Source organism: Acaryochloris sp. IP29b_bin.148 (assembly GCF_028285565.1).
In the GTDB taxonomy this organism is placed as follows: Bacteria; Cyanobacteriota; Cyanobacteriia; order Thermosynechococcales; family Thermosynechococcaceae; genus Acaryochloris.
The window spans coordinates 1-26,857 of the sequence record NZ_JANQOY010000028.1; the positions used below are offsets into that span (position 1 = coordinate 1).

The 26,857-nt window shown below is 43.9% G+C and carries 20 protein-coding genes, 2 tRNA genes and 1 other RNA gene; 18 read left to right on the forward strand and 5 right to left on the reverse strand.

Annotated features, from left to right (window positions below):
* Positions 1-15: 15 nt before the first annotated feature.
* Positions 16-198, forward strand: a non-coding RNA gene (ssrS, locus tag Q0986_RS02565) — 6S RNA.
* Between the two features lie 82 nt (positions 199-280).
* Here the strand turns inward: ssrS and Q0986_RS02570 are convergent.
* Positions 281-357: transfer RNA gene (locus tag Q0986_RS02570), tRNA-Phe, on the reverse strand.
* Positions 358-947: 590 nt separating this feature from the next.
* Here Q0986_RS02570 and Q0986_RS02575 point away from each other — a divergent pair.
* The 3 genes from Q0986_RS02575 to rpsF all read left to right on the forward strand — a co-directional run bounded on the left by Q0986_RS02575 (position 948) and on the right by rpsF (position 2,889).
* Entirely contained in the window at positions 948-1,442 is a 495-nt protein-coding gene (locus Q0986_RS02575; protein ID WP_299403252.1) for a Tic20 family protein, read from the forward strand.
* Between the two features lie 254 nt (positions 1,443-1,696).
* Positions 1,697-2,386 carry an EAL domain-containing protein gene (locus tag Q0986_RS02580; protein ID WP_299403434.1) on the forward strand — a complete coding sequence of 230 codons (690 nt, stop codon included), beginning with the start codon at positions 1,697-1,699 and terminating at the stop codon, positions 2,384-2,386.
* A 173-nt stretch (positions 2,387-2,559) separates the two neighbouring features.
* Entirely contained in the window at positions 2,560-2,889 is a 330-nt protein-coding gene (gene rpsF, locus Q0986_RS02585) for a 30S ribosomal protein S6 (RefSeq protein ID WP_299403256.1), read from the forward strand.
* Position 2,890: 1 nt separating this feature from the next.
* Here rpsF and Q0986_RS02590 read toward each other — a convergent pair.
* The 3 genes from Q0986_RS02590 to Q0986_RS02600 form a co-directional block, all read right to left on the reverse strand.
* Positions 2,891-2,977: transfer RNA gene (locus tag Q0986_RS02590), tRNA-Ser, on the reverse strand.
* Positions 2,978-3,011: 34 nt separating this feature from the next.
* Complete coding sequence (locus Q0986_RS02595) at positions 3,012-5,285, reverse strand: ComEC/Rec2 family competence protein (RefSeq protein ID WP_299403259.1); 2,274 nt, start codon at positions 5,283-5,285, stop codon at positions 3,012-3,014.
* Complete coding sequence (locus Q0986_RS02600; RefSeq protein ID WP_299403262.1) at positions 5,286-5,759, reverse strand: cupin domain-containing protein; 474 nt, start codon at positions 5,757-5,759, stop codon at positions 5,286-5,288.
* Positions 5,760-6,924: 1,165 nt separating this feature from the next.
* On the opposite strand from Q0986_RS02600, the gene Q0986_RS02605 reads away from it, so the two are divergent.
* The 8 genes from Q0986_RS02605 (at position 6,925) to Q0986_RS02640 (ending at position 18,026) form a co-directional block, all read left to right on the forward strand.
* The gene (locus tag Q0986_RS02605; protein ID WP_299403264.1) at positions 6,925-8,151 is read left to right on the forward strand and encodes a DUF1972 domain-containing protein; all 1,227 of its coding nucleotides are present in this window, start codon (positions 6,925-6,927) and stop codon (positions 8,149-8,151) included.
* 270 nt (positions 8,152-8,421) lie between these two features.
* Positions 8,422-9,882, forward strand: a complete 1,461-nt coding sequence (locus Q0986_RS02610; RefSeq protein ID WP_299403266.1) for a hypothetical protein — start codon at positions 8,422-8,424, stop codon at positions 9,880-9,882.
* A 31-nt stretch (positions 9,883-9,913) separates the two neighbouring features.
* Positions 9,914-11,230 carry an oligosaccharide flippase family protein gene (locus Q0986_RS02615; protein ID WP_299403269.1) on the forward strand — a complete coding sequence of 439 codons (1,317 nt, stop codon included), beginning with the start codon at positions 9,914-9,916 and terminating at the stop codon, positions 11,228-11,230.
* 52 nt (positions 11,231-11,282) lie between these two features.
* Complete coding sequence (locus Q0986_RS02620) at positions 11,283-12,263, forward strand: sulfotransferase domain-containing protein (RefSeq protein WP_299403272.1); 981 nt, start codon at positions 11,283-11,285, stop codon at positions 12,261-12,263.
* 44 nt (positions 12,264-12,307) lie between these two features.
* Positions 12,308-13,798 carry a hypothetical protein gene (locus Q0986_RS02625; RefSeq protein WP_299403274.1) on the forward strand — a complete coding sequence of 497 codons (1,491 nt, stop codon included), beginning with the start codon at positions 12,308-12,310 and terminating at the stop codon, positions 13,796-13,798.
* 79 nt (positions 13,799-13,877) lie between these two features.
* On the forward strand, positions 13,878-15,452 hold the full coding sequence (locus Q0986_RS02630) for a hypothetical protein (RefSeq protein WP_299403276.1): 1,575 nt from the start codon (positions 13,878-13,880) through the stop codon (positions 15,450-15,452).
* A gap of 252 nt (positions 15,453-15,704) precedes the next feature.
* Positions 15,705-16,703: a sulfotransferase gene (locus Q0986_RS02635; protein ID WP_299403278.1), complete on the forward strand. Its 999-nt coding sequence runs from the start codon at positions 15,705-15,707 to the stop codon at positions 16,701-16,703.
* Between the two features lie 84 nt (positions 16,704-16,787).
* Positions 16,788-18,026, forward strand: a complete 1,239-nt coding sequence (locus Q0986_RS02640) for a glycosyltransferase family 4 protein (RefSeq protein WP_299403280.1) — start codon at positions 16,788-16,790, stop codon at positions 18,024-18,026.
* A gap of 196 nt (positions 18,027-18,222) precedes the next feature.
* Here the strand turns inward: Q0986_RS02640 and Q0986_RS02645 are convergent, their stop codons facing one another.
* Positions 18,223-19,656, reverse strand: a complete 1,434-nt coding sequence (locus Q0986_RS02645; protein ID WP_299403282.1) for a hypothetical protein — start codon at positions 19,654-19,656, stop codon at positions 18,223-18,225.
* Between the two features lie 815 nt (positions 19,657-20,471).
* Here Q0986_RS02645 and Q0986_RS02650 point away from each other — a divergent pair.
* From Q0986_RS02650 to Q0986_RS02675, 6 genes are all read left to right on the forward strand, one after another.
* A complete protein-coding gene (locus Q0986_RS02650; RefSeq protein ID WP_299403284.1) occupies positions 20,472-21,074 on the forward strand; it encodes a hypothetical protein in 603 nt (200 codons plus the stop codon).
* Between the two features lie 184 nt (positions 21,075-21,258).
* Positions 21,259-21,666 (forward strand): hypothetical protein, encoded by a 408-nt coding sequence (locus Q0986_RS02655; RefSeq protein ID WP_299403286.1) that lies wholly within the window; start codon positions 21,259-21,261, stop codon positions 21,664-21,666.
* Positions 21,667-22,285: 619 nt separating this feature from the next.
* Positions 22,286-23,212: a CPBP family intramembrane glutamic endopeptidase gene (locus Q0986_RS02660; RefSeq protein ID WP_299403289.1), complete on the forward strand. Its 927-nt coding sequence runs from the start codon at positions 22,286-22,288 to the stop codon at positions 23,210-23,212.
* 874 nt (positions 23,213-24,086) lie between these two features.
* Positions 24,087-24,371 carry an HU family DNA-binding protein gene (locus Q0986_RS02665; protein ID WP_299403291.1) on the forward strand — a complete coding sequence of 95 codons (285 nt, stop codon included), beginning with the start codon at positions 24,087-24,089 and terminating at the stop codon, positions 24,369-24,371.
* Positions 24,372-24,409: 38 nt separating this feature from the next.
* Positions 24,410-25,504, forward strand: a complete 1,095-nt coding sequence (gene cobD, locus Q0986_RS02670) for a threonine-phosphate decarboxylase CobD (RefSeq protein ID WP_299403294.1) — start codon at positions 24,410-24,412, stop codon at positions 25,502-25,504.
* A gap of 39 nt (positions 25,505-25,543) precedes the next feature.
* On the forward strand, positions 25,544-26,842 hold the full coding sequence (locus Q0986_RS02675) for an FAD-dependent oxidoreductase (RefSeq protein ID WP_299403296.1): 1,299 nt from the start codon (positions 25,544-25,546) through the stop codon (positions 26,840-26,842).
* Positions 26,843-26,857 lie beyond the last annotated feature (15 nt).

Genomic DNA, 26,857 nt, shown 5'->3' on the forward strand with positions numbered 1-26,857 from the left:
TACAATGCCCACTAGCGATTCCTGCGACGTTGGTGACTGCCAATATTGTTTTTTGATCTATACCTTTAACGCTAGGGAGCCATTTGCTCGATGGCAGTAAACCAAGCTTGTACTTGGAAACTTTAAATCGATGTTTTCAACTCCCACCTGGATGATTCCAGGTCAAAAACTGAGGTAAGACGGCGTTGCGGGAAAAGCACCTAATCGGTTTCTAAAAAAGATTTTCTTACCTAAAAGTAAGAACCCCAACCTTGCGACTGGGGTTCTTACTTTTAGGTAATGGGGGCGGAGGGACTTGAACCCTCACGACCTTACCGGTCAACGGATTTTCATTCTCCCGCTGCTTTCGCAGCTGCCAGTGTGGTTTTGAGAATTGGACTCTCCCTTTACCCGCGCTGTCTAAGATAAATCTTAAGTAGCGTGAGGGTAGCTCCCGTCGAGTCTCTGCACCTTCCAAATCAGTGATGATTTGGCTTGGCTCAGGATTGCCTTGTCTGCAAGATCAGATTTAGGTTTCCCTGAGTTTGAGAGCATTCACTTACAAGATTTCTCCTGTAAGGCTCAGCTTTCTAAGTCCGTAGCGTCTACCATTCCGCCACGCCCCCGGGTTGCTTGGACTACAATAGCACGGGATTATGACAAGTTTGCAAGTCAATTTGGATTGATGATTGTCCAACTTTCTGTCTGGGCAGAGCAGCCTTTGGTAGAGACTGAGAACCTCGATATTTATCTGAACAAAGCGCTAGCTCAATCACCAACCTGACGCCCTGAGGTGTGCTGATACGCCTTGAATACTGCTTTGGAGTCATCCATACCCTGAGTTATGCCTTGTGTAGTGCAACCTACCCACTCCCACCTTCCGAAAATTGTGTAAGGAATCACGAAACACGAGAGAGCATACGCTACATTGATGACATGGTGTGAAATATTGATTGGGAGATATTGCCATGAGTTGGGATGCATCCACCCCTTGGTCAGATAGAGTCTTTGGCGCCCTGCCTTATCTGTTACCCCTCATGGATGCGTTAGTTTACGGTGATGGAAACTTTATTGTGCGCCAGTTTCCTACTGTTTCTAGCCTTGTTCTATTGCCGATCATCCCATTCGTGCAGATTTATGGTGCCTTCGTTAAGACACTGCCTTTTGCGGGCCTGATCTTATTTATGGCACTGTTTTTTGCAGTAGTGAGGAATGAGAATATCAGCCGATTTATTCGATTTAATGTGCTGCAAGCTATTTTGTTAGATCTCATCCTAATGGTGTGCAACTTGGTGTTGCCCATTATCAGTCAAGGAATCCAGCTGGAACTGCTTACCGAAACGCTGTTCAACACTATTTTTCTGGGTGTGTTCGCTACCTTTGTGTATAGCGTGTTTAAAACGGTTCAAGGACAATACGCCGAAATTCCCACTATTTCAAACGCTGTGAACATGCAGCTTTGATCGTTTCCCCATCGACTGTTCAGTCCTAAAAACTAACAGACAAGGTATATGTGGCACCCTTAGGATTATGGGGCACACTAGTGATATCGATGTATGGCGGTGTCCTGTTTGCCGGGCTAAATTTTGCCTAAATACATCTGGCGGATACGTTTTGAATGGGTGGTCAAGGAAACTCTATTGTGGCCGATCAAGAACCGTTAGCAGCGGGATGTTCAGGATGCCTGAGCACTCCTGAGCTGAACTTTGACTTTACAATGGCCTTTCAGCCAATTGTGAATCTTAGCAATGGTACGATTTTTGCCCAAGAAGCGCTGGTTCGTGGCCTAAATCAGGAGTCAGCTGCCAGCATTCTAGGACAAGTGACCGATGAGAGTCGCTATCGTTTTGATCAGGCTTGCCGTGTTAAAGCAATTCAGCTTGCGGCAGAGTTAGATATTCAATCTATATTGAGCATTAATTTCTTGCCCAATGCAGTGTATCAACCAGAGCTATGCATTAGGACCACGATTGAAACTGCTCAAAAATGTAATTTTCCCCTCCACCAAATTTTGTTTGAGTTAACCGAAGTGGAAAAGGTGAGGGATTATGCTCATGTTCGAGACATTATTGAGCATTATCAAAAGCTTGGATTTAAAACGGCACTCGATGATTTTGGTGCTGGCTACTCAGGGTTAAATTTTTTGGCTGATTTTCAGCCAGACTTTATTAAGTTGGATATGGCCTTAATTCGCAATATTGATCACGATAAAGGTCGGCAGGCTATTGTGAAAGGAATTATTCAAGTCTGTCGCGATTTAGCCATCGAACCCATTGCAGAAGGGATTGAGACTGAAGCTGAATTAGCAGTGCTGAAACAGATGGACATTCAGCTATGTCAGGGCTATTACTTTGCTAAACCAAGTTTTAGATCGATCATCACTGACTTGCCTCTTGCTCCTCACTAGCTTTGTACTGATAACCATTGCCATTGCCTGAATTTGACAGGAGATGTCTCCAGTCAGGAAATTGAATGATAGAATGTGAGATCCTTGCTTCTTAAAAGAACGGAAAAAATCGGTGATCCATGTGGATAAACTGCCTTCTCAAGGAAGCCTTAAGCCCATAAGGAGAAAATTTCATGACTGCTTACGAAACAATGTATATTCTTCGCCCAGATTTGGGAGAAGAACAATTGGATCAGGCCATTAACAAGTATCAAGACTTGCTAAAAGATCAAGGGGTTGAAGACATTGATACCCAGCATCGGGGCAAGCGCCGTTTAGCCTATGAAATTCAAAATTTCCGTGAAGGCATCTATATTCAGATGAACTACAACGGTCAGGGACATGCGATCGCAAAATTAGAACGCGAGATGCGGATTAGCGAGCAAGTGATTCGTTACTTGACGCTCCGCCATGAAGGTCCCGCCGCTGCGGATGCGGAAGACACTGAGTCGGATGACGATTAAACGGAGAGGGGGGGATTCGAACCCCCGTTAGGTTTGACCCTAAAACAGATTTCGAGTCTGCCGCATTCAACCACTCTGCCACCTCTCCAGGTTGGTGATTTTGGTTTAGTCTAACGCCTATTCTACAGGGGAGAAGCCGGATTTTCACTAAGAGGGAAGGTGGATTCAAAACCGCGATCGCGAGTCCACTGCACGGCACCATCTCTGGGGGTCCAATAGACCTGGGGAATTCGGCGTTCTAACTGGCTCAAACTTTCGGCATCGATATAGGGAGATGTGAGAATAAGGACTTGAGGTTGCAAGTGGTGAATCGCTTCTAGATCAACCTTTGTGGACCACCATAGTACCTGCGGGGAAGAAACGTTGGTCGTTTGTAACCAAGGCAATACTCTTTGGTAACGACCCGCGACCATCAGCCAGTTTTGCTGATGGATGGTGAACTGCAGTAGCGTTGGTTGGTGCCGCAAGACGCTGATTTGAGCTTGGTTTTGAATCAGCTGTTCCCCGACTTGGAGTAAACGTAGCTGCTCCGGTTGGACCTGGAATTTGAGAATCCACTCTTGCAATGCCGTGTTGTCGGTTAAAGAGATGGGAATCAGCTTTTTTAAAGGGACCTGCTGGAGTAATTCTGGCCATCCTTCTCGCCAACGAGGTCGTAAGTCTGTAGCTAAGGCTAGATCGACTTGATCAATCCCCTGGCGTTGCAAAAAAGGAACGAGGGTTTGGGATGCGGTGTTGCGATCGCCACTATTCAACACCAACGTTCCCTCCGGTTGCTGGAGCACCATCATCGGTGGTGTGGCCCGGTCAAAAATCGTGATTTGGAAGCGATGAACTTGATGATGCCAAAGGGGCAGGATGATGATGCCTAAGGCCAAGGTGATCAATAGCGATAAACGTTGCTTCCAAACGGGTAAGAGCCATGCCGACACCAGCAGCCCATAGAGCAGTACCAATTGCCAGATGGAGAGGGTTCCGAGGGTTAAGGAGGCTCCCGGTAACTGACTGATCTGAGTAACCAGCCAAATTAATCCCTGGGTGGGTATTGCCAACAGCCAAGCCAGTAGACTCCCTGCCAAAGGCCACACTACCGCTACGATACCGCTACAAAATCCACCTGCCGTCAGCAAAATCAACAGTGGCGTTGTACAAATATTGGCCAGCAAACAATAAATCGGAGCAATCCCAAATTGATAGAGCTGTAAGGGCAACGTCCACAGCATGGCGGCGATAGGGACTGCGAATAGGGATGCGATCGCAGGCGGTAACCAATCCAGTTTCTGAGTTAAGGGGGGCACCGTCACGATCAGTCCCAAGGTGGCGAGGAAGCTCAGATGAAATCCCAAATCCCAGATCCATTGGGGCTGGATAACGAGCAGCCCAACAGCCACTAACAGCAATACACCAACTGGATTTAACTTCCGGTTGACCGCAACGGCTGCCAAACCTGCCATGCCCATTAAGACTGCACGGGCAACCGAGGGTTCGAATCCACTTAAGCAGATAAAAATGATGAGTCCGCTTAGCCCAGTAAGCAACTGAGTTCGAGAGGATAGACGACCCGTGATCTTCAGCAGCCCCGCCAGAATGATAGAAACATGGAACCCTGACGCTGCCAATGCATGGGCTAAACCGACTTTGACAAAGCGATTGCGTAGATCGAAGGGTAAATCGACTCGACGATGGCCCAAGACCATAGCACTGACGAGCGCACCTTTCTCGGGTCCCAGGAATCGGGCATGCGATCGCACAATGCGCTGCCGCACAGCCCATCCACCCCAATTTCCTCCAGACTGCTTGACCGTAACGGTTTTACCACGCAAACCTGCAAAAATACCGGAGCGGGTGAGGTAATCTTCAAAGTCAAAGCCTTGGGGCGTAGCGGAGCGGCGAGGCTTATAAAGATAGCCAGACACTTCTACCCGTTGCCCTGGATGCAGGTCTTGTCCCTGCTTTGGAGGCAAGGATACATAAAGCAGTCCGCGAACTGTTTGTTGAGTTGGCTTGGCTTGTAGGTTTAGCGCCTGCATCTGAAACTGAACGGTTTGACTCCGCGTCAGGCGAGGTACAGTTTTGACTGTGCCTGTAACAGTTACTGGAGATCGCGAGACTTCAGCGACCATCCGACTGATATCTCTTGACCCTGAAGTTGGGGTGCGAAGGACAAAATACAGGCTCGCAAACAGCGCGATGGCTAAAGCCAATAGCCAAAAGGCAATCCTTGGGCCTCGTCGCCAGGGATAAAGAAACGGCCAGGGGGTTCGTAAGCTGAGCATTCGCATTCCCATTAGCCCCAGCCCTAAGCCCATCAATCCTATCCAGCCATAAGGATGAGCCCTGGAGAGTAAGCCGACTATCCAGGCGATGCAAAGAATGACCCCATTCAACGCCTGCATTTAGATTTCAAATAGCTGAAGATCATCCCGGTTGTAGAGTTGACGGTCCTCACCATTACGAACTAACCGTTGCCGTAGTTTGGGATAGTCACAGATATCTACAGATCGTCGTTCTCCCCCCATCAAATAGACCAAATCTTGGTCAAAGGGATTTGATAAACAATGGGGCTGGGAAGGGGCTGTAAACCCTATAAAGTCGCCTGGACCGACTTCATATTCCGCTTCACCAATAGCGGCAATCCCTTTGCCCGAAAGGATATAAATAAATTCTTCTTCTTGATGATGGTAGTGAAACTGGGTTGTGTCTCGACCCGGCTCTACCCTGACCAGATGAACTCCCAGCCGTTCCAGTCCCACCCAATCTCCAATAGATTTAGTGTGTCGAACTGCATTGGAATTTAAAGGATGTTGAAAACGTTGTTCGGGCGACTCCTGGATAGCGAAAGCTTGTACTAAATGACGTGTGAGAATCATGGTTACACTCCTGAGTCATATGTGATGCTTCTGTCTTGGCATGGGACGAACGCTCAACGGGTAGTGCATGCTGAAATTATTAAAGATGGGAGGTAGTCGCTTGAGCTTAAATCGAGTTCTCTCAGTGGGTAATTGCTAATCAACAGTCACTATATCTTTGTTCCGTTGCTCGAACCACACCGATTAAGGCACAGATCCAAGACCGTATCGAGCAAGCATAAGTCGGCGGCTTACAGGGGAACAGCAAGCTATGGTAGCTACATAGCGCTTGTACAGATGGATGAACCTACTACGCCAAACGCAGAACAGCAGCGGAAATGGATATGCTGCCAAACTTTATAGATACGAGTATTCATGATGGCTGGAAGAGCTATGCCAGTGATGATTGTGCTCATGGCTGATGCAATGCTCATCATTAGCGGGAGCAAGCCATATTGTTGAACGCTCCCAACAGCCTTGGCCCAAGGAGATGATCGCGCTGTTGATAGACATCAAATCCAGGAAAAGGCTACGAAAGCTGAAGGCTTAACAAGCCCCAACACAGAGCCAATCGAGACGTTGGAGCAGCATTACCATCCGCTAATAGCAGATGGATTTAAGAATGACCTAAGCCCACCGATGGATGAGCATGCACCCAAGAAAAGAGTCTCGCCGTGTTCGGGATTATATTCAACTTTGCGAAGGCCAGGCATTTTTGCACCCAAACGTATTGTTGCTCGCAATCCTATGAAACTTATGCTCTAGTTGGGCAGCAACTATAAAATCCAAAAAGATTGCCAAATACTACAATCGTATGATATCTTTTCAAAATATTCCCTATATCTTAATAAGATGTAAATATTGCAAATAAAATCCAACACTAAACTCTGTTGCTTAGCATTTTTATCACCTCTGACTTGAGCTACATCTTCAAAGTAAAAAAAAGCTCTAGGATCTCTATCCTTGTGAAGGTAATAAACTTTGCCTCAAAGCCTACGAAATATTTTAAGTAACTCTGGGAAGTTCGTGCGTCGCGATTGTCTAAACCCAGTAGTTCTACAGTAGAGTGTGCAAGATATCTAAGGAATATTTTTTGGACATAAAATCTATATAAATAAGTGGTTAAATTTAAAATTTGCCCAATATCAGTAAAAGTTTTACTATACGTATATAAAAATGGGTGCAAGTGATTCAGGTTCATGTCAACGAACCTCCAAATAACTTACCTAATATGGAAGACGCAATGGAAAATCGTAAATTGTTAATACTAGGAACCCGTGGAATTCCTGGTAATCATGGCGGCTTTGAAACATTTGCTGAGCGCTTAGCTATCTATTTAAAGTCTGCTGGCTGGCAAGTTTGTGTCTATTGCCAGAGTGATGAAAAAACAATACTAACAAGAGAATGGAATGGCATTGAACTGATTGATATTCCCGTCTCACGAGAGGGAGCCTTGGGGTCTATTATTTTTGATCTCAAGGCAACTCTGCATGCGCTCAAAAATCCTGGCATTATCCTTTTATTAGGCTATAACACTGCTGTTTTCTCGATTTTGTGGTTTATAAAAAAGCGTGTTGTGATCACCAATATGGATGGTATGGAATGGTGGCGCCGTAAATGGACCTTACTGCAAAAGATCTGGCTGTTCCTAAATGAGCGGTGCGCATGTTGGTTCAGCACACATCTGATTGCAGATCATCCTGGAATTAGGATGAATTTTCTGGAACAGGGTGTCTCTTCAGATAAAATCACATGCGTTCCATATTGTAGCGAGCTTGTACCGAGTGCTGATCCGCGCCACCTTGAAAGGTATGGTTTAAAGCCCAACCAATATGCAATCATCATTGCCCGTCCAGAGCCAGAAAATTCCATTCTAGAAGTTGTTGCGGCTTTTGCTGAAAAGCCGAGAGGATATAAGCTAGTAGTCCTTGGTAAGTACTTACCCAAGAACAATGCTTATCATAAAGAGGTTTTGGCTGTAGCTAGTCAAAGTACCGAAGTTCTTTTCCTGGGCGCTATTTATGATACTGAGGTTGTTCAAGCGTTGAGGTATCATGCCCGCCTGTATATTCATGGTCATACCGTGGGAGGAACGAATCCGTCTCTAGTTGAAGCACTAGCCGCCGGTATGCCAGTCTTGGGACACTATAATCGTTTCAATTATTGGGTTGCGGGTTCAGAAGCTGAATACTTCTACGAGCAAAAAGACTGTTCACTTCAGCTAAGCCAGATTCTAGGGAATGATCAGCGACTTCGTGCGATGAGACAGTCTAGCTTTGAACGTTATCAGAAGCTATTTTCAAACAATCGAGACGTCAAGGCATACGAGGAACTTTTCCTCTCTTATGTTGATTCTTACACTTTGGATGTTTCTGTCTCCCAGTCTAAACGAGAAGTAGTTGCCCAACGCTAACCACCCAAAGCAGATGGGGTCTCCTGTAGACAACTTAAATCTGGGCCATTTTAATCAATCATTCTCAAACTAATGTAGTCATAACTGTAGTCCGTAAAATTTTTAGAACTTGTGAGTACAAGTAGGCAGAAGTATAGAACTTCTCTTTACTGAGCCTCTTCAAAAAATTAATCGAACCATAAATTAGGCGCTATGCCTTGCGACAATTGTTAGCACCAGTACATATGTAACCTTTTTAAAAAACTTCAATTAATCTTAGGATCCTCTTTCATGCAAGACCATTCACCCTATTCACCTATCAGCCCATCTGCATATCAGAGGACTCATCCTAATATTAGTTATCGTTGGCTGGGCATTGTCCTAAATGGAATGGTTTGGAGTTGTGTGTTTCTTTACCTGAAGCTATCACCCCCCATCTACAGTAGTCAGGTAGGCGTGATAGTTGTAGGTGGCGATTCGAAGATCGATGTTGCCCTCCCCGGTGGGGTTAGGGCAGCAACCTCTCCCGCTAGCGGACAATCTAACTCATTTGAAGATCCTAGAACAATCTACACACATATTGCTACCAATCCCGCAGTATTGGATAAGGCTGCTCAGCAATTGGGAATGGATTCTGCCGAATTTGGTGAACCTGAAATTACGGTGGATGAAGAGAGCGCCATTCTTTCCTTTGCAATTCAAGGAAAGACACCACTGATATCACAGCGAAAACTATATGCACTTTTCACTGCAATTGATCAACGTCTTCAAAAGCTTCGAGAATTTACGTTGGCACAACGTGAAGGTGAAAAGCAACTAACACTAAGCGCTGCTCGTCGGAAAGAAGAAAAAGCACGCAGTACGTTATCTAAGTATCAATCTGCCTCTGCTTACAATTCTGATCAGCAACTTCAAGAGCTATCAACAACCATTGAGCAACTGCGTCGTGTGCGTTCTGAAAACTACGCCAAAGCTAAAGGCTTAGGTGGCCGCCTTGCTCGCTTAGATCGTGAGGTAGAACTTAACACACAGACTGCTACAGACCGCTATAGGCTTGAAGGGGATCCAGTTTATCAGAAGTTACTGAGTGAATATGGACGTCTCAAAGCAGAACTAACCCAGATTTCTGCTCTACTATCTCCTCAGCATCCGCAAGTTCAGGATGTACAAGAGCAATTGAATGCAGCTAGCTCGGCTCTGCAAAGCCAAGGCTCATCTGCTTTGGGTAAACAACTGCAGACGTCTGCACTACTTCAACTAACTCCCCTCAACGCTGACCCTCAGACCAGCGTCGTTCGGGGTGAACTATTCAAAGACTCTGTTTCAGGTTTAGCGGATCGAGACGAGTTAATTTTTCAGGATCGGGTTTTGGCCAAGGAAATTGCTCGTATGGAGGCTCGCTTAAATACCTTGTCAGGGGAAAAACATAAGGTAGATGGACTACGGCGAGATCTACAGGTTGCTGAAACGCTTCTTGCCTCAACTCTGACAAAACTAGATCGCAGTAGAATCGAAGTCTACGCCATGTATCCACCCATACAAATGGTCACAGAGCCCACACTTCCTGACGAAGATGCCCCTATATCACCGAATAAGCAAATGGCTTTTCTGACAGGTCTTGCTGGTTCATTCATCGTAACACTGGGTCTCGTCCTAATCTGGTACGAAAAGCGAGATCCATCACCGTCTTTAGCAAGATTAGAACAGGAAACACTCAAGAATCGAGAAGAGTTGGAGCGCCTTCACTCATAGGTAGACATGATATTAGATCGCCATAGACCGAATGCAGCATCTATTTAAAAAGGCAGGTGGAACCTTTAGTCTCAGAATTGCTTCAATGTTTTTTGCCTTTGTCATGGGCGTTATACATGCCCGCTTGATGGGCAGCACTGGCTCTGGGATTTATGATTATTCAACTTCATGGGTATATCTTTTAGCTATCCCTGCGTCGTTGGGATTCAATGGTTTGCTGGGCCGGGAGATTGCTCTATATCAAACAGAAGCAGAATGGGAAAAACTTGTTGGCCTGAAAAGGTGGGCTAGCCTACTGACATTAATCATCTCTGTCGGATTAGCACTCGTAGCTGGAACGATTGCCTGGCATACAATCCAAGATGAAACTTCTCAGTTAACTTGGGCATTTTGGATGGCAATGGTTTCATTGCCCTTCCTAAGCTTGAGAATGATCTACAGAGCGATGATGCGGGGACTTGACAAGATCGTTGTTGGGTTGATGCCTGAAATGATATGGGCGCCTTTTGTACAACTCACTGTTGTGGTCTTTATTGTAGTTGGTATACAAAATGAACTGACAGCTAGCTCGGCTGTGATTGCGTTTAGTCTTTCCACTGGCTTGAGTTTAATAATCAGTATTCTGACAGCATCTAGATTCCTTCCTGAAAAGGTCAAAGCGGCAAAGCCCAGTTATGAACGCTTAACTTGGCTCAAGTGTGCTGTCCCCTTTATGCTCCTTGAGAGTCTCAATGAAATTAATAGTCGGGTAGATATCCTAATGATTGGTAATCTTGATAGCGTCAGTGCTGCAGGAATTTATAATCCGGTCAATCGTGGCTCACTATTAATTACGTTTGTGCTAATGGCGTTTAAGGGACCGTTGTCGCCGACTATTACTACTTTGTTTGCCAAGGGAGAGTTGCAGGAGTTACAACGTATATTAACAAAAACAGCTCGTGTGGTTGTAGTGTTTTCTGGTTTGGCAACGATCTCTTTTTTGATCTTTGGAAATCAGTATTTAAAAATATATGGTTCCGAATTTACAAAAGGGCTTGGAGCATTAAATATTCGTTGCCTTGGTTTATTTGTATACGCTGTGGTAGCCGGGCATTCCTCGACAGTTTTAAGTATGACTGGATATGCTCGATTTACTGCAATCAGCAGTATCTTAGCGACAGGAATGAATATTGTACTAAATATGCTTCTAATCCCAATATATGGCATCAATGGTGCTGCAATAGCGACAACAACTTCTCTTTTAGTATCTGGTGCAATTAATGCTAATCAGGTGCATAAAACTGTGGGTTTGCGGCCCACAATTTTGAGAGACATAATGAAACTTAGAGATGTCTTTCATTTTAAATAAAGAAAATAGATGAATACGCTAGAATCAGCTGCTAAAAAATGAGAGTCAAATAATGAAAAAGAATCAATATTTAATTATTGGTGGCACAACGAAAGCTGCAACTACCTCTTTATTTCATTACTTGGCTGATCACCCAGAAGTGACAGTAACAAGCATTAAAGAGACCCGTTTTTTTATTGATCAAGACTATCCATTGATGCCTCCCGTTGACACTGGTTGGTGGGAAGGTGCCGATAAATTCGAAGCATTTTTCCCGAATAATGATCCATGTTTAAGGGTAGATGTAACACCTGACTATTTATATTCGGCAGGTACACCTTTGCGATTGAAATCGTTGTTACCAAATGTCAAAATTGCTTTTATTTTACGAGATCCAATAACACGTGTTGTCTCTTGGTATAAGTATGCAAAGCAGATAAATTGTCTACCTAGTTCGATGACGTTTAGAGAATATATTGACAAACAAATGGCCGGGGGACATTTTGAGCAGGCCAAGCAAGATAGAAGAAACGGATTACATATTCCTTCGCCTGAATATTTTTTAAGTGCGTTAGAACATGGACATTACTCAAAGTATCTTCAATCTTATATAGATGCTGTTGGACCTGATAATGTGAAGGTTTATTTCTATGAGGAACTTTGTGCTGAACCAATAAAAATTTTGCACGACCTTTGTGATTTCGCTGCTATTACATCTAGCTTTTATGATAGCTATGATTTTCAAATTTTCAACCGCAGTATTTCTATAAAGAATGCCCGGTTAAACCATCTTTATTCAAAATTTCGTTACCATGTTCGACGGTATACTCATAATTTGCCAATTCATCAAGTTTTTCGTCAGATGCGTCTGTGGTTTGATCCAATTTACTATCGATTAAATGGTAAAGCTGACGAAAAAGTTGAAATAAACTCCGATCTCCGTGCAAAGTTAGAAGCATATTATGAGTATGAAATTATTGCTTTAGAAAAAATATTAGGCCGTTCAGTGCCTTGGTCAATTAAACCTCAAATAAACAAAAGTATGGGCAAATGAAAACATAGCTCATCTTTATGCATATATCTATTTTAAATGACTAAATGCTAATTCCTAAACCTAGCCAAGTTTGCCGTAATATCACTAATTTCTATGTTGCCGCTGTTCAAAAGGAAGAAATTCCTTTTCTGATAGTATTTGTGATCGCAATGTACACTCCATTTGAGCTATTTGCCTTGAAATGGTTACCTAGTGCCATTTCAGGCCCTTTGCGGTTTCTTCCAGAAGTTATCCTTTATGGACTAACTGCAAAAGTACTAGGTAAACGTTTATTCCAAAACCATCATCTACAAGCCACACCAATAGATATCTTGCTACCATTTTTTTTCTTGTCAACTTTTATCTCAATTGCTATTAATGGTAGTGATTTAATACCTTCTATTGATAATTTACGTTCTTTATGGAGATATTTATCAGTTTACTATATAGTTGTGAATATCAATATCTCTTTGGAGCAACTAAATTTGATGCTTAAGGGCATCAAATTTGTGGGATTGCTTCAAGCTGTCCTAGCTTTTTTTCAATACTTACTACCGGTAGGGTTTCAGCAATTTTTTGCACCTGGTGACTTCCAAGTCGGCGACTATGAGAGAGTGTCACAGGCAGAGGCAGGGAAAGTTAAATCTGGTGCAGTATTTGGCATGTTTACTAATCCCTCAGTATTGGCTGCTTTTTTATTATTTGTTATTGCGATCACAACCAGCCATATTTATATTGCCTCTCCAGGCTGGACAAACATAGTAAAGCTTAGAGAATACTCTAGTTGGGCCTTACTTGTTTTTGGTGTCTTTGCATCTAAAAAAAGAGCCCCTCTAGTTATGGTTTTCTTAATTCCTTTAATATTTTTGTTCTTCCACAATAGAATTCGGAGATTACTCAAGATAGGGTGGTTATATGCTGCAATTCTATTTCTAGTTGTTTTAGGTGTCCTCTTACTGGGTACTTCAGTAGATACCTCTTTTACATCACAAGATGAAGCTAAAGGCTCCATCAATCTTGCGTCTTATCTCTTTCAGATTTTTTCGCCAGAGTACTATGAACACTCAGCAGAAAGCTCGCGAGGTTGGGTCATCCAAACAACAATATCTACGTTGCTAAAATCTGGAAGTTGGTTTGGTTTTGGACCAGATTTAGAAAATATGAGAAATATTATGTTCGACCTGCTAACTAGTGCTTCAGATCGGTCAAAAATATTCGATCTTCAACCTTTAGAAGATGTTTATTGGTTAGCTATGCTTGCTTATTTTGGGCCAATTGGATTGGGAATTTATAGTCTTATCCTTTGGCGATTGTTTCGGATTGGAAGATGGCTAACATTATCTTCACCTCTAGAAAATTACCGACTTTTAGGATCCTTATTCTGTACGCTCATTGTTGTTACTATACTTTATAATTTTGTCTCTCGGACACTTGAGTTTAGACCCTATAGCTTTTATTTTTGGCTTACTTCTGGACTTGTAGTTAATGTTTATAATCGTCACGGAAATGGTCAATCATTGAACTCTTTTGACTGTCCCATGCTTACTCGCGAGTAACATTTTATGGGAATATGAAAAATCAAACAACAGAAGATTCAGTTCTTTGTCTTTGATTTAGACTAGATCGAGATAATATATGCGTCTAAAACATAAAAAAAACAAATATTTATTGATGCTTGTAGTAGCTTGCACTGCAGGTGCGATCGGTTTTCGTTATTCAGAAAAGCTTCTTTCTGGATCTTCAAAAGCTCAAATTTCGAATCAATTTATTACAGCTTCATTGTCCTCAGAAAAACGATCTATCCCTCCAGGATTGATGTGTTTTAATGTGAATGCGATTCGGGTTAAACAATGGGACAGTGTGCAATTTACTGATGCAACTAAATCTCTTTCTCCCAGTGTTCTACGTCTGCCTGGAGGTCAAGGCGCTAACTATTGGGATTGGCAACGTGGAGGACTCAGTCAGAGCTTTCAAGGTTTACCAGATGGTGTTCCGTTTTTTTTGAAAGGTGCTAGAGATCGTAGATATACCGCTGGAAGCTTGGAAAATTTTTATACTTTTTCTAAGGCAACCGATACTACACCTCTGTTTGTTTTGAATATGCTGAGTTCTACCCTAGAATCTCAAGTGAGTATGCTAAAACAAGCGGAATCCCTTGGTCTACCTATTGAAAAAATTGAACTCGGTAATGAATTCTACTTTGGAACAAGAAACAATCGAGCTGTATTTCCATCACCTGTAGATTACGCGAAGACATCCATCCAGTGGATTGCAAAGATCAAATCAGAATTTCCCAAAGCAAGAATTAGTGTGATGGGAGTCTCAGATAGTGGTCGGATTCGCCATCGACTTGAAAAACGGCGCTTGAATTGGAACCGAATGGTATTTCCAATTGTATTAGATAACGCTGATGCAGTCACTTTGCACGTTTACCCGGATCACGGGCTTACCCCAGCCAGAACATCTGCTTCATATGACTATCCTTTTTTTGATGAACAAGACACGCCAACTATCTTGGGTGAACCTTTTAGGCATTGGAACATTATTAAGAAGACTGATGGTTTTAGTACTTTGCCAAGTGACAAAAAAATTTGGATAACAGAGTACAACATGCATGAAAGACTGCGACAACGCAAGGTTCGTCAAACGCGTGTTACAGGAAGCTGGGCGCATGGATTGTTCAACCTAGTTCTGGGGCTGCTATTTTTAGAAGACCCGCGTGTGGAAAAAATTTGTAACCATATGCTGGTCGGCAACTCACAATTCTCGGCTATTTATGATGGGAATAAGAGCTTTTTTAACCCTTCTAAACCATCAATTCCAACAATACCCTTTGACTTATCAGCAACGGGCGTTGCCTTACAACCATGGGGAGAAATTTTGAAGAAATCTAATGAAGCTAGGCAGGTGAAATTTACCAATGTTCCTATGCTCATAGGTAAGCAACAATTTCAATATCCAGCTTTATACGGTTGGTCTTTTGCTAATCAACAAAAGAAACAAGAGGCTGTCGTCGTAAATTTATCGAAACAACCTTTGGAAGTTGATTTAAGCTCAATTTTTCCTTCAGGTATTACCTATAAGCAAATTGAAGGACATCCGCGAACATTAGTGACTAAAACCACTTCACTCCAGGAGGTAGAGGGGTATGCGTCTCAATTACTTTCTTTCCCTCCCTACTCTGTTTCACATTTGAAGTCTAGAGAGTAAATACTCAGCGGCCTAAATTCTGTGAAGCTGTTACAGGTTCCTTAAATTACACTTTCATTATTGAGTTATGTGATTTTTCTGGCAATCACTATCTATTAAAAAGTTTCTGCTAGATTGCAAAACTCTGACTTACATTAGTTTTTAATCTTAATAGTAGAAATAGTTTATCTAGCACTAAAATATTTTTATTCCTTCTTTATTGAGATTTGTTTTAGATGGCTAGTACTAACATTGTTGTTTATATCATCAGATATGGTTGCTCAGCTTGATTCACTTTACCTCCGTACTAGTCCTCGAAGAGCATTGATACGGCTTTTAAGTTATACCTTTTTTGAAGGTCGTCCTCTTACTACAAAAGGTCGATGGATTAATCCATTGGTATTTGCATTTTTCGACTTTCAGAAACATCTTCCAAAATTGAAAACAGTCAAGAAGCCAATCTTTATTATTGGAACTGGCCGGAGTGGGACGACAATTTTAGGTACGCTTCTCTCTATGCACAAAGAGGTGGGGTTTTTAAATGAACCCAAAGCGCTTTGGCACTCTATCTATGAACAAGAGGATTTAGCAGGAAGCTACAGTCGTGGTAAAGCTGAATATCGCCTAACTGAAAATAGTGCTACTGAAGAAGTTAAATTAGCTGCTCAAAAGCTTTTTGGTGCATATTTAACTATTTCTGGTTCAAAAAGGGTTGTTGATAAATATCCAGAGCTAGTTTTCCGCATACCATTTGTGCGAGCACTATTCCCAGATGCAAAGTTTATCTTCTTAATTCGCAATGGCTGGGATACTTGCCAGTCTATTGAAGGATGGTCGAATCGGCTGGGGATTGAAGTAGATGCGGAAGTACATGACTGGTGGGGAGTTGATCAGCGCAAGTGGAAGTTGCTGTGGGAGCAAATTATCCGTATCGATGATGATTACCGAAACCTCCATTTAGAGCGAGAGCAATTAGAGAACCCATTGGATATGGCCACTTTAGAATGGATTGTAACAATGCGGGAAGGCTTACATTATATGACTCAGATTCCCCATGGTATTCATCTGTTGCGCTATGAGGACTTAGTCTCTCAGCCGCAACACACTTTAAAACATCTTTTGGAGTTTTGTGAATTATCGCCAGATTCAAGATTCCTTGAGTTTGCGCTGAAAAAATTATCTCCAGTGCCCGCTAGAGCTACTTATACAATGCATCCATCGCTGCAACCTTATTTTCATGAAACCATGAATGCATTAGGGTATACACCATAAGATGCTAGTGGTATTACCTACATATTTGAACCTAGCGGATAGTGCTTTGAACACGAATAATGTAAAGCTGACAATCATCGAATAATGTCTAGACTTCTGTCACTAAATACCTATCACTATCGAAGAGGTGGGTCTGATGTTGTGTTTTTCGAGCATGCCCATATGTTCGAAGAGCGTGGGTGGTCAACCGCAATGTTTACGATGCATCATCCTCGTAATATTGATTCACCCTGGTCACAATATTTTTGCGAAGAATTAGAATTTGGCCATCAATATGGACTCAAGGACACCCTGCTACGAGCAGGTCGTGTTATTTATTCTTTAGATGCTAAGCAGCAAATAGAACGCCTAATAGCTGACTTTAAACCTGATGTTGCCCATGCCCACTGCATTTATCATCATCTTTCCCCTTCTGTATTGGTGGCTCTCAAGGAGCATCATGTGCCAACGGTGATGACAGCACATGATCTCAAGTTGGCCTGTCCGGCCTACAAAATGCTCAACCGTCAAGGGATCTGTGAGAAGTGCAAGTCTGGCAATCTCTTGCATCTTCCACTCAACCGTTGTATTCGCGATTCCTTAGGCGCAAGCATGTTAGTGATGTTGGAATCTGCCATTCATAAGTCGTTGGGCTTATACAAACGCTACTTAGATCAGGTAATCACACCTAGCAAGTTTTTCCGATCAAAGCTGATCGAATGGGGTTGGTCTTCAACACAACTGGCGTATGTTCCTAATTTTATTGACTGTCGTGACTATACGCTGTCTCCAGATTTTAGAAATCACGTTCTCTACTTTGGACGGCTAGCACCCGAAAAAGGTGTTGATACGTTAATTCGAGCAGCTCATCGTACGGGCATTGAACTGGAGATTGTGGGAACAGGACCAGAGGAAGTGGCTCTTAAAGCAATGCCCGAGTCACAGTCCCCTCTTATCAAGTTTTTGGGCCGGTTAGAAGGGGATGCTTTAAAAGCTGCGATTCACCGTGCCCGTGCAGTTGTTTTGCCGTCTCGGTGGTATGAGAATGCGCCGATGAGCATATTGGAAGCTTATGCCAGTGGTCGAATTGTTATTGGTGCCAACATTGGCGGTATTCCAGAATTGATTTGTATCAATGAGACAGGATACTTGTTCGATGTTGATGATATTGAAGGATTGGCTACAGTGCTAGAGAAGGTTTGTGCTATGGAGGATCGAACTCTATTGGCTATGGGCAAACAGGCACGGCAATGGGTTTCTGAGAACTTTAATCGAGATCAGTATGCTCGTGAAATGATAAAACTTTATGCATCATTAGGGGTCCGAGGGGTAAATCAGATCTAAATTTACCTAAATTTTAGAAGGCTAATCAGTAGGACTGTTTCAAGTTGTCGAGAGTAAAACTGAATCCAATATTCTGGTATATCTAGCATTTTTGCTTCTCACGGACTTCCAATTCCTTCGAATTGCCTCTAGCGAACTTAAAACAGCCCTATGCTGAACAGATCCCCAAGAAAATTTAGAGCTGTCTTAGAGATTGTTAATTTAACTTGCTAAGAGTGTCTCCTTCTTGAGGTGACAGTTTTACAACCAATGATCTCAAGTGGCCTCTAATCACAGAAAAGCATAAGGTTAATACAAACTGTAATGATATAAGCACTCGAATATCTTTCTCGACAATAGCTATACTGGCAATAAGAATCACAAATATGAGATGCCTAATGAGAGGCTGAGATATCGCTTTGCGGTCCCCACCAGCACGATAAATAGAATAACTAAACCAACGACTAAGTGCTCGAGCGACTATGAAGAAAGCACCATAGAAATTGATCGAAAGGAATAATGATGGACCAACTAAACGAGCTATTTGCAAGGCAGGAGAGATAGCAACTCTGTAGAGAGAAGATGAATAAGTATACGCTCTAAAAATCAATCTAAGAATAATCAGGAAGATCATCCAAGTGATAAATTCAATAAGTAATTCATAGCTAAATAGGTTATGAGCTTCATAAGGCTTGAATGCTAGTATTAGCAAGCCTGACAAGGCTAACATAGCTGCCCATATCCAAGCATAAACTTCAAATGGTGAATTCTGTTTTTTCTTTATATACTCTATTTTATCTGCATTGTTATGCTTTGATTCATATCTAAGTTCGTATAAATCATTTTCGAAATAACAGGCTTCGTAAATACACCAAAACGATAATAGAACCAATAAAATTGAAATAAATAGTTGAATACTGATAGGATTAGAAAAGCCGTAAGCAACCAAGATAAAAGGGTAGTCTTCAAGAAGAACCACATTAAGTAAATGGTTGGTATTTCCTCGCTTAGATTTGTGCGTATAAGCGAAAGGAATATATATATTTTGACCAGCGCTCAGCTGTTTTGCTTTTGGATGTTCATAGAAGATAAATTCATTGACAATATTTTTTAAGTCTTTGTCCTCTAAGTTATCTGATATAAAGGTTGACTTCTGTAATTCATCGTAAGTCAACAGCTTTTGCAAGTAGACTTGCTTCCCAGTAGCTCTAATCCCATTCTGCGTGGTTAATATTTGGGAAGACAAGATAACATCTACCTGAATATTCATTTGGGTCAATAGAGGCTGAATGATGAAATCAAAGCCATTACTTGCAATGATGACTTTCTTCCATATTTTAGACTCTAGTATTTTGACAATATCTGAGTTGAGATATTCCGCTACAAGATTTACAGCTCGTTGTTTATAGAAAAAGTATGACCAAGGAAAGAGAATAGAAATGCAAATAACATGTATTGCATTACGATAAACAGTTCTTTTATTTTCACCAGGGAATAAATTCCAAACTTTAAACCAGTCAAGCAAGGCTAAAATGAGTGCAACTAATGTTCTGGGCTTGGCAGAATTTAGATACTCTTCCGTAGAATTAGATAGGAATAAAGTATGATCAAAATCTAAGATTAAAATTTCGTTTTCTGCGCGAATTTCCATAAACACAGTCTAAACAAGCAAGAGAATATATAGCGACTCAAGTTACAGCAAGAACAAGTTATAGAAAGGTCAGAAAAGATGCTTTTGCTTGCATTCAGTACTGAGGCCTTCTAATTTATCAGCGGTGAGAGACAATGCTACTGAGCACCGTTCGAAACACACCTGAGATGTTCTGCTGAAATAGCAGTTTGACTATCTAGCGCTATCTGATTGCTATCAATAGTTACCTAACAATCATATACATGATGCCAGCAGCTTAATGGATGGCAAATCATTGATTCGGGGAAATTGGTAGTTGCCGGTCATAATACTGAGATGTATTGATATTGATCGGTGGGCTTGAATTAACCTTAAGTCTCTTGACTGACACTTTTAGGCTAAATGAATGGTTCAACTATGTTGACTTGCTCGTCATAGAGAATCTCTTCGCCTTTGTCTGCAACCTGCATGACTCGGGCTTGGATAGTGACCAATCGCCGCCTCATTTTTCAGTTCAAGTTGAGTTATGGGATTCAACAGTCAATCGTAACTTGCACAAATAATATGCATTACGTGCTGTGAGCCAATTTATACAGGGTGTAGCGCTTTCGCGTTAATGTTCACCAGTCTAGGGAGGAGCACTCTTTATTTTATACCAAAAAAACTTAGTTTACACAGTATTGATTTTGACTTGACAACTGTTGCTTTTCATTGGGGTAGAGTAAACCCATTGTAAAGCCTTTAAAACTCAGATTAGCCAAATTAACCTAAAAAACTTTATAGATAATATTTTGTCAGTGTCAGTGGTGAGAAGCGCAGGACATTAACAAGGCTGAATGCTAGTTTTATCGTTTATTCATTGGTTGGTCATCCTCAGCGCCCTTATTAGTGCAGCGGGAGCCTTCGCTTATATTCGCGATACGCTCGCAGGTCGGACGAAGCCTAATCGGGTATCTTGGTCCATGTGGGCGTTACCACCGCTCATTAGTACAGGGGCGGCCTTATCAGCGGGCGCAGATCCATGGGCCACCCTGCGCATCTTTATTGCAGGCTTGCTGCCACTGCTGATCTTCTTAGCGTCATTCGCCAACCAACAAAGCTACTGGAAAATGGGGGCGTTTGATCTAACCTGTGGTGCTTTTTCACTGCTGGCTGTGATTCTAGTTGCGATCGCATCTCCACAGCTTGCCATTCTCTGTGCCATCGTTGGGGACATCTTTGCGTCTTTCCCCACCCTGATTAAAACCTGGAAATATCCAGAAACAGAAACAGGAGCCATGTACATTGCCAGCTTCTTGAGCGTGGTGCTAGTGCTGCCCTCAATCCCGGAATGGAACATTGCTAATGCTGGGTTTCAGCTCCATTTATTGGCCATGAGTTCGCTCCTGCTCTTTGCCGTCTATCGTCAACGCTTTCAAATTCACCATCGTTGGAGATAACGGAATCGGCACCTAAACGGAATCGGTCTCCTTCGCTTGGCTTTTGCAGCAATCAGGTTTCTCAGATTTCTCAGGCAACTCTAGTGACTGACTCAGTAACTTCCTGGAGTCCGCCCAGTTTTCTATCAGTCCTCCTTCAGACTCTCCCTCTAGATTGAAAGCATCGAGATAGAGGATGATTCCCATGCAACGCACTAACGCCTTGACCCACAAAACCTTAGCTGGCATTGCTGCCTTGGCTGTCAGCTTTAGTACGACAGCTGCGCTAGCAACTCCGGTTCAGCGCCAAATCATTACCCAAGGGCCGAATGGTGCCAGCAAGCTGGCCAAAGTGACTGCTACTCAACCCTCTCAGACTCGCCAATTATCCCCCTTTAACTTGGCGTATATGGCTTACCAAGGTTGGTTCACCCATGAAGGCATCCCCGCTGCCAGCCGTTTGGTCCGTGATTATCGGGTTGGACGGCTTACGGCCACTGAAGTCGCTCAAGCCGCTGTGCAAACAAACCGTCTTTCAGCAGAGGTTCTCGAAGATCCTAGCTATCTATCCAGCTTGGATAGCCAGCTACAGGCCCTTAGCCAGTCTGACTAATCAATGCTGCTCATAAGCATGTTATAAGCGATGGCATGCTTATCTCAGCTCTGTGGACCGTTATCGTCTTTTGAGACCACCCTCCTAAAGGACGGAATATGAGCCGCAGTGATGGTCGACGACATTTAGGATGACATGACTCTCGAAGTTTGAAAGCTCGCCACTTTCAAGGATGGGCTGAACAATGAGTCAGCAAAGGTATCTACCGTGACAGTATCAATGCATTCTTCGATAGACTTGGACCTCCAAGAGGTCTAGTAGCAGAGAGTCTCGGCTGTTTAATCGGGTTTAATACATATCGCCAGAGATAAAATCTAAAGTTCAACGAATCTCTGTCAGACTTGAAGACAGAAAACCGATTCTGGTTGTTTGGAGCAATTTAACTCAGCAGGGTGTTGTCTAGAAGGCGAGTAGACATCAGTCAGGGTTTAGCGCTGCAATCTATGTCAGTAGTGCTGAATCCCACCCTCTTTAAAGGGGAGAGTGTGTCACAGTGAAGGTAGAGGTAAGCGCTCGTGCTTATTGCTCTCTGTCCATTGCTCTGATACTCATGCGTTTGCCTACGACAGTTTTGCCGGTTCACTGAACGGCTGCTGGGTGACTAACGCGCTTCGACGTTATGACTTACAGCTTGCCTTCACCGCCTTCTCGGCCCCAAAGTTTGCTGGGACAGTTTCTCCAATTTGTGAGACGTCCTCACTATACAGTTAACCTCCCAACTCCCCACTCAGGAAGGGTTGATATCCCTAGACTGTATGCTCTAGCTTTACTGATTGTGCTACCGCTAGGGTTCATTAGTGCGATAGTGGCTACCAATCTGCAAACCAACAATGCCATTGAAGAAGTGGTTCAAACGGTTGGCATTGAGCAGATTGTGCTGTTGGTCGTGGTGTTCGCTCCGCTGTTTGAAGAAGCCATCTTTCGTTTACCGTTACGCTACACGCCTAGCAATCTAGTCATTCCCCTCGGCATTGGGTTGCTGGGAGTCGTTTCTGCTTTAATGCGATCGCAAGTTTTACCTGAAGTGGCTTCGTTACCCTGCCTAGGTGGAATCATTGCTCTTGTATGGCTCTTGCGAGTATGGCTACAGCGACAGGATTCTAAACCCATTCATCAGCTGTATGAAAAATGGATAGGCTGGCTATTTTATGGATTAGCTATTCTCTTTGGTTTAATTCATCTGGGCAATTTTAGTAGCCTAGGGTGGCAAAATTGGTTCCTTGCTCCACTGCTGGTCTTGCCCCAAACGGCGCTGGGCGTTTTTCTCGGCTTTATTCGTCTCAGATATGGATTTTGGTGGGCGGTGCTGACCCATGCCATCCATAATGCCTTGGCATTGACCCCGCTATTATTGGTTCGGCTAGGGTCCGAGAAATTGCTGAACAGCTTGGAGCAAGGAGAAACAGAAGCCTTACAGGACTTAGCCCCCACTGACTATATGCTTCTGCTCTTGTTAATGGCATTTGTGGTGGGCATACTCATGCTCTGTATTGTGACCGTCTGGTTCTTAATCGGGGCATGGTTAAAAGAAAGACGGCAACCCTAAGCCTTTTTCAACCGGTGACGATGGGCTGCGCCTGTCTGAAGTGGCAATAGCATTGTCTGCGAAAAGGCTACCAGTCTATTTTTCTACTTTGGAGTTAAGCTTGAAAGCCCCAAAAGCGCCATAGACTCGCTATAGTGAAGTGGCACCTTCAGTAAGGACGGGGCTCATGACCTACAAGAGTGTCCCTCCAGATGTGAATAGCTAAATAGCAAAAAGAGCTTTGTATTCACTGATCGGTAGTGCCCAAGCCATCGTCGACACCGCCAATCTGAATCCATGATTCGGAATATGGATTGGGGTTTTGGGAAAAATCTAAGAAATATATCCACAATTTTTGTGGGTAGGGTGTGCTTATTTTGGGTTTAATTGAGCGCCAAAATGAATGGGCTCATGAAAAATGATGCTGATGGCCCAAATCTTCACTGAGAGACCCAAAAAACCAGATTAGATGCCCAAAAACTACTGTGCTTAATAAATTTTTACAGAATTAAATTTTGGCGAACATCTATTTCACAGTAGATGTGTCTAATCTTTCATCTCTAACTTAGGCAATTCTTCAAACCCTTTCAGCGTAAGAATCTTAGGATAAACTAAGGCTAAAAATGGTTGCTTAGACATCGCAAATATCTCGGTGTGCCCAGAAGTGATTACCAAAAAAAACCTGAAATCCAGGGAATCTAAAGGTTGTGTCGATCTATATTGAGCCAATAGCCATTAGAATGTTCCATTAAAATAACGTAGCTGCAATATTTTCAGCTAGTTAGTCTGTCATAACAATCTGGTACAACTTGATGATTTATTAATCTTTTTGTCCAGACTCAGTAGACTCGAATATTTTTTTGCTCACGCTCAATCGAACAATAGGAGTCAATCAATGAATAAAGGAGAACTCGTCGACGCCGTTGCTGATAAGGCAAGTGTCACGAAAAAGCAGGCAGATGCTGTTCTGACTGCCGCTTTAGAGGCCATTGTTGAATCTGTCTCATCTGGAGAAAAAGTCACATTGGTGGGATTTGGCTCATTTGAACCTCGCGAACGCAAGGCTCGGGAAGGGCGCAATCCTAAAACCGGTGCAAAGATGAAAATTCCCGCAACCAAAGTTCCGGCTTTCTCTGCAGGTAAGCTATTCAAGGAAAAAGTTGCTCCTAAGAAAAAATAGTGCTTTGCATCCGTTCCGTTGAGGATACAAGGTAACTTTTGAACCGGCCTCGACATGGAGGTAACCTGCTATGGGCTGCAGACGTAGCAGGTTGCTCTCCAAACTCTATCCTGGACTTCTCAGCCAGTATTAATCCTTGGGGTCCTCCCCCCTCTGCGATCGCAGCAATACAAACTCATCTCGGTACGCTCACAAGCTACCCTGATCCCAGCTACCGCTCGATTTGTCAGGTTTTAAGCAAGATCCATCAACTACCTAGTGACTGGTTCTTGCCTGGCAACGGTTCGGCTGAACTGCTCACTTGGGCCTGTCGAGATTTGGCCCAACTTTCTGAGACGGGCCTGTTGACCCCTGCCTTTGCCGATTATCAACGTGCCCTGCAAGCCTTTCAGGCTCAACTTCATCCCTTTGCTTTGGACTTAAAGGCGGCTTGGGATCTGCCGCTCGATGACGTGTTGACTTTAACGCTCAAACGCGTCAGCCAATCAGCCATTTCTGGCTTGTTACTCAATAGTCCCCATAACCCCACTGGCCAACTCCTCAATAGCCAGCAAGTGGAATCCCTGCTCGATCGATTTGAGTTAGTGGTGATTGATGAAGCCTTTATGGACTTTGTGTCGCCGGATGGCTCGGGTAGTTTGATTCCTAAGGTGCAAGACTTTCCTAACTTGGTGATCTTGCGATCGCTGACCAAGTTTTACAGTTTACCCGGCTTACGGTTGGGATATGCGATCGGTCACCCCGATCGATTACGACGATGGCAACAATGGCGGGATCCTTGGTCGGTTAATTCTCTGGCAATTGCCGCTGGGATAGCCGTGCTCCAAGATCAGGCGTTTCAAGACCAAACCTGGCAGTGGTTGTCTCCTGCCCGCGCCCAGTTATGGACTGGCTTAAAGGAGCTGGGCTGTTATCCATGGCCCAGTGTGGCCAACTTTCTACTGGTCGCGACGGATGTGTTCGTTCCGATGCTTCAGGAACAACTGCTAAAGCGTCATCAAATTTTGATTCGAGATTGCCTGAGTTTCCCTGAGCTCGGTCCTCACTATTTTCGGGTTGCGGTACGCACGCCCGCAGACAACCAACAGTTGCTGACTGCATTGGCGGATTGCTTGCCAAGCTTGTCTGCATAGATCAGGATAGGTAAGGCGTGACCGCCCTGGGGATTGGTGATGGCTGGCGATTATGATTTGGTGGTGGTGGGCAATAATGCGGCGGCTCGCTTTGCTGCGATCGCAGCAAAGCAACGCTCAGCCCGAGTCGCTCTAATTTCCGTCGCCCCCGAAGCGATTCCCCACCACTTAATCCTCAGCCAGTGGGCTCAAACCCGTCGTCAACCGCCACTGGGTGCGGAGGAATGGGCAGCAGCCTTGATCCTGAATCTTCAAGCCTCGCGCTCACCGGCCAAACTAGCCAGTTTAGGCATCGAGCAAATCGATGGAGTGGCCCAGTTCTGCCATAAACCTCAACTTCAGGTGCAGGTTCAGAATCGGGTGTTGCGATCGCGGCGGTATCTCCTGTGTCTAGACGCGGATTTACCTCCTCCTGATATTCCTGGGATGCCTGTAGAGGATTGGATTAGGCCAGCCCAAATTATGTCGCAATTAGAGACCCTCGATGCCTCCCATTCCCTCCTTGTCGTGGGCGAGGGGCCTGTTTCCACCATCCTCAGTCAAGCTTTAGCCCACTTAGGGTACTCTGTTCACCTGCTCAGTCAGCACTCCCATCTCCTGCCTGGGGAAGATGCAGAAGCAGCCCTGCGGGTCCAAGCACATTTAGAAGCAGAGGGCGTCCACCTCTATACTCACTGCCAGATCAAGGAAGTGCTCCAACAGCCTCTCTATCAAGTGGTGACCGCCGATCAAGGCACATTGATCGCTAGTGCCCTGATTTGGGCTGAAGAATCCTCCTCAGCCTGCCTTGACCCAAATCGAGTGACGGTGAATCTGCGGCATACACCCCAAGGCCTATGGGTCAATGCTCAGCTGCAAACCTCGCATCCCCAAATTTATGCCTGTGGCTCTGTGTTAGGGGGGTATACACTGGCAGATATTGCCCACTATGAGGCCACCGTAGCGGTTCACAATACGCTATCACGGCCAAAACAGGTGGACTATCAAACCCTACCATGGGCGATTCAAACCGTCCCAGCCTTAGCCCGCGTTGGACTAACAGAAGCGCAGGCACAGCAGACCGCCCAGCCCTTCCAAGTGATCTATCAACCCTTTAAAAACACTGAAAGAGGGAGACTGCAGGATGAACAGAGCGGTTGGTGTAAGCTGATTGTCCACCAGAATGGGCAAATACTAGGGGCACATGTGGTGGGTCCTGCGGCGAGCGAGATTGTTCACCTTGTCTCTATGGCAATGAAACAGCAGTGTTCAATGGCAGACCTAACCGAGTGGGCAGCCTTTGAGGCTAGCTATGGGAGTATTGTGGGGCAAGCTGCTCAGCAGTGGAATGGGCGTTGAGCGCCCAGACCATTC

What these genes read in the sequence shown, in the direction of transcription:
- Q0986_RS02575 (WP_299403252.1), top strand. Translation starts at nt 948, where the DNA reads ATGAGTTGGGATGCATCCACCCCTTGGTCAGATAGAGTCTTTGGCGCC.
- Q0986_RS02580 (WP_299403434.1), top strand. Translation starts at nt 1,697, where the DNA reads ATGGCCTTTCAGCCAATTGTGAATCTTAGCAATGGTACGATTTTTGCC.
- rpsF (WP_299403256.1), top strand. Translation starts at nt 2,560, where the DNA reads ATGACTGCTTACGAAACAATGTATATTCTTCGCCCAGATTTGGGAGAA.
- Q0986_RS02595 (WP_299403259.1), bottom strand. Translation starts at nt 5,285, where the DNA reads ATGCAGGCGTTGAATGGGGTCATTCTTTGCATCGCCTGGATAGTCGGC.
- Q0986_RS02600 (WP_299403262.1), bottom strand. Translation starts at nt 5,759, where the DNA reads ATGATTCTCACACGTCATTTAGTACAAGCTTTCGCTATCCAGGAGTCG.
- Q0986_RS02610 (WP_299403266.1), top strand. Translation starts at nt 8,422, where the DNA reads ATGCAAGACCATTCACCCTATTCACCTATCAGCCCATCTGCATATCAG.
- Q0986_RS02615 (WP_299403269.1), top strand. Translation starts at nt 9,914, where the DNA reads ATGCAGCATCTATTTAAAAAGGCAGGTGGAACCTTTAGTCTCAGAATT.
- Q0986_RS02620 (WP_299403272.1), top strand. Translation starts at nt 11,283, where the DNA reads ATGAAAAAGAATCAATATTTAATTATTGGTGGCACAACGAAAGCTGCA.
- Q0986_RS02625 (WP_299403274.1), top strand. Translation starts at nt 12,308, where the DNA reads ATGCTAATTCCTAAACCTAGCCAAGTTTGCCGTAATATCACTAATTTC.
- Q0986_RS02630 (WP_299403276.1), top strand. Translation starts at nt 13,878, where the DNA reads ATGCGTCTAAAACATAAAAAAAACAAATATTTATTGATGCTTGTAGTA.
- Q0986_RS02635 (WP_299403278.1), top strand. Translation starts at nt 15,705, where the DNA reads ATGGTTGCTCAGCTTGATTCACTTTACCTCCGTACTAGTCCTCGAAGA.
- Q0986_RS02640 (WP_299403280.1), top strand. Translation starts at nt 16,788, where the DNA reads ATGTCTAGACTTCTGTCACTAAATACCTATCACTATCGAAGAGGTGGG.
- Q0986_RS02645 (WP_299403282.1), bottom strand. Translation starts at nt 19,656, where the DNA reads ATGGAAATTCGCGCAGAAAACGAAATTTTAATCTTAGATTTTGATCAT.
- Q0986_RS02650 (WP_299403284.1), top strand. Translation starts at nt 20,472, where the DNA reads ATGCTAGTTTTATCGTTTATTCATTGGTTGGTCATCCTCAGCGCCCTT.
- Q0986_RS02655 (WP_299403286.1), top strand. Translation starts at nt 21,259, where the DNA reads ATGCAACGCACTAACGCCTTGACCCACAAAACCTTAGCTGGCATTGCT.
- Q0986_RS02660 (WP_299403289.1), top strand. Translation starts at nt 22,286, where the DNA reads ATGACTTACAGCTTGCCTTCACCGCCTTCTCGGCCCCAAAGTTTGCTG.
- Q0986_RS02665 (WP_299403291.1), top strand. Translation starts at nt 24,087, where the DNA reads ATGAATAAAGGAGAACTCGTCGACGCCGTTGCTGATAAGGCAAGTGTC.
- Q0986_RS02675 (WP_299403296.1), top strand. Translation starts at nt 25,544, where the DNA reads ATGGCTGGCGATTATGATTTGGTGGTGGTGGGCAATAATGCGGCGGCT.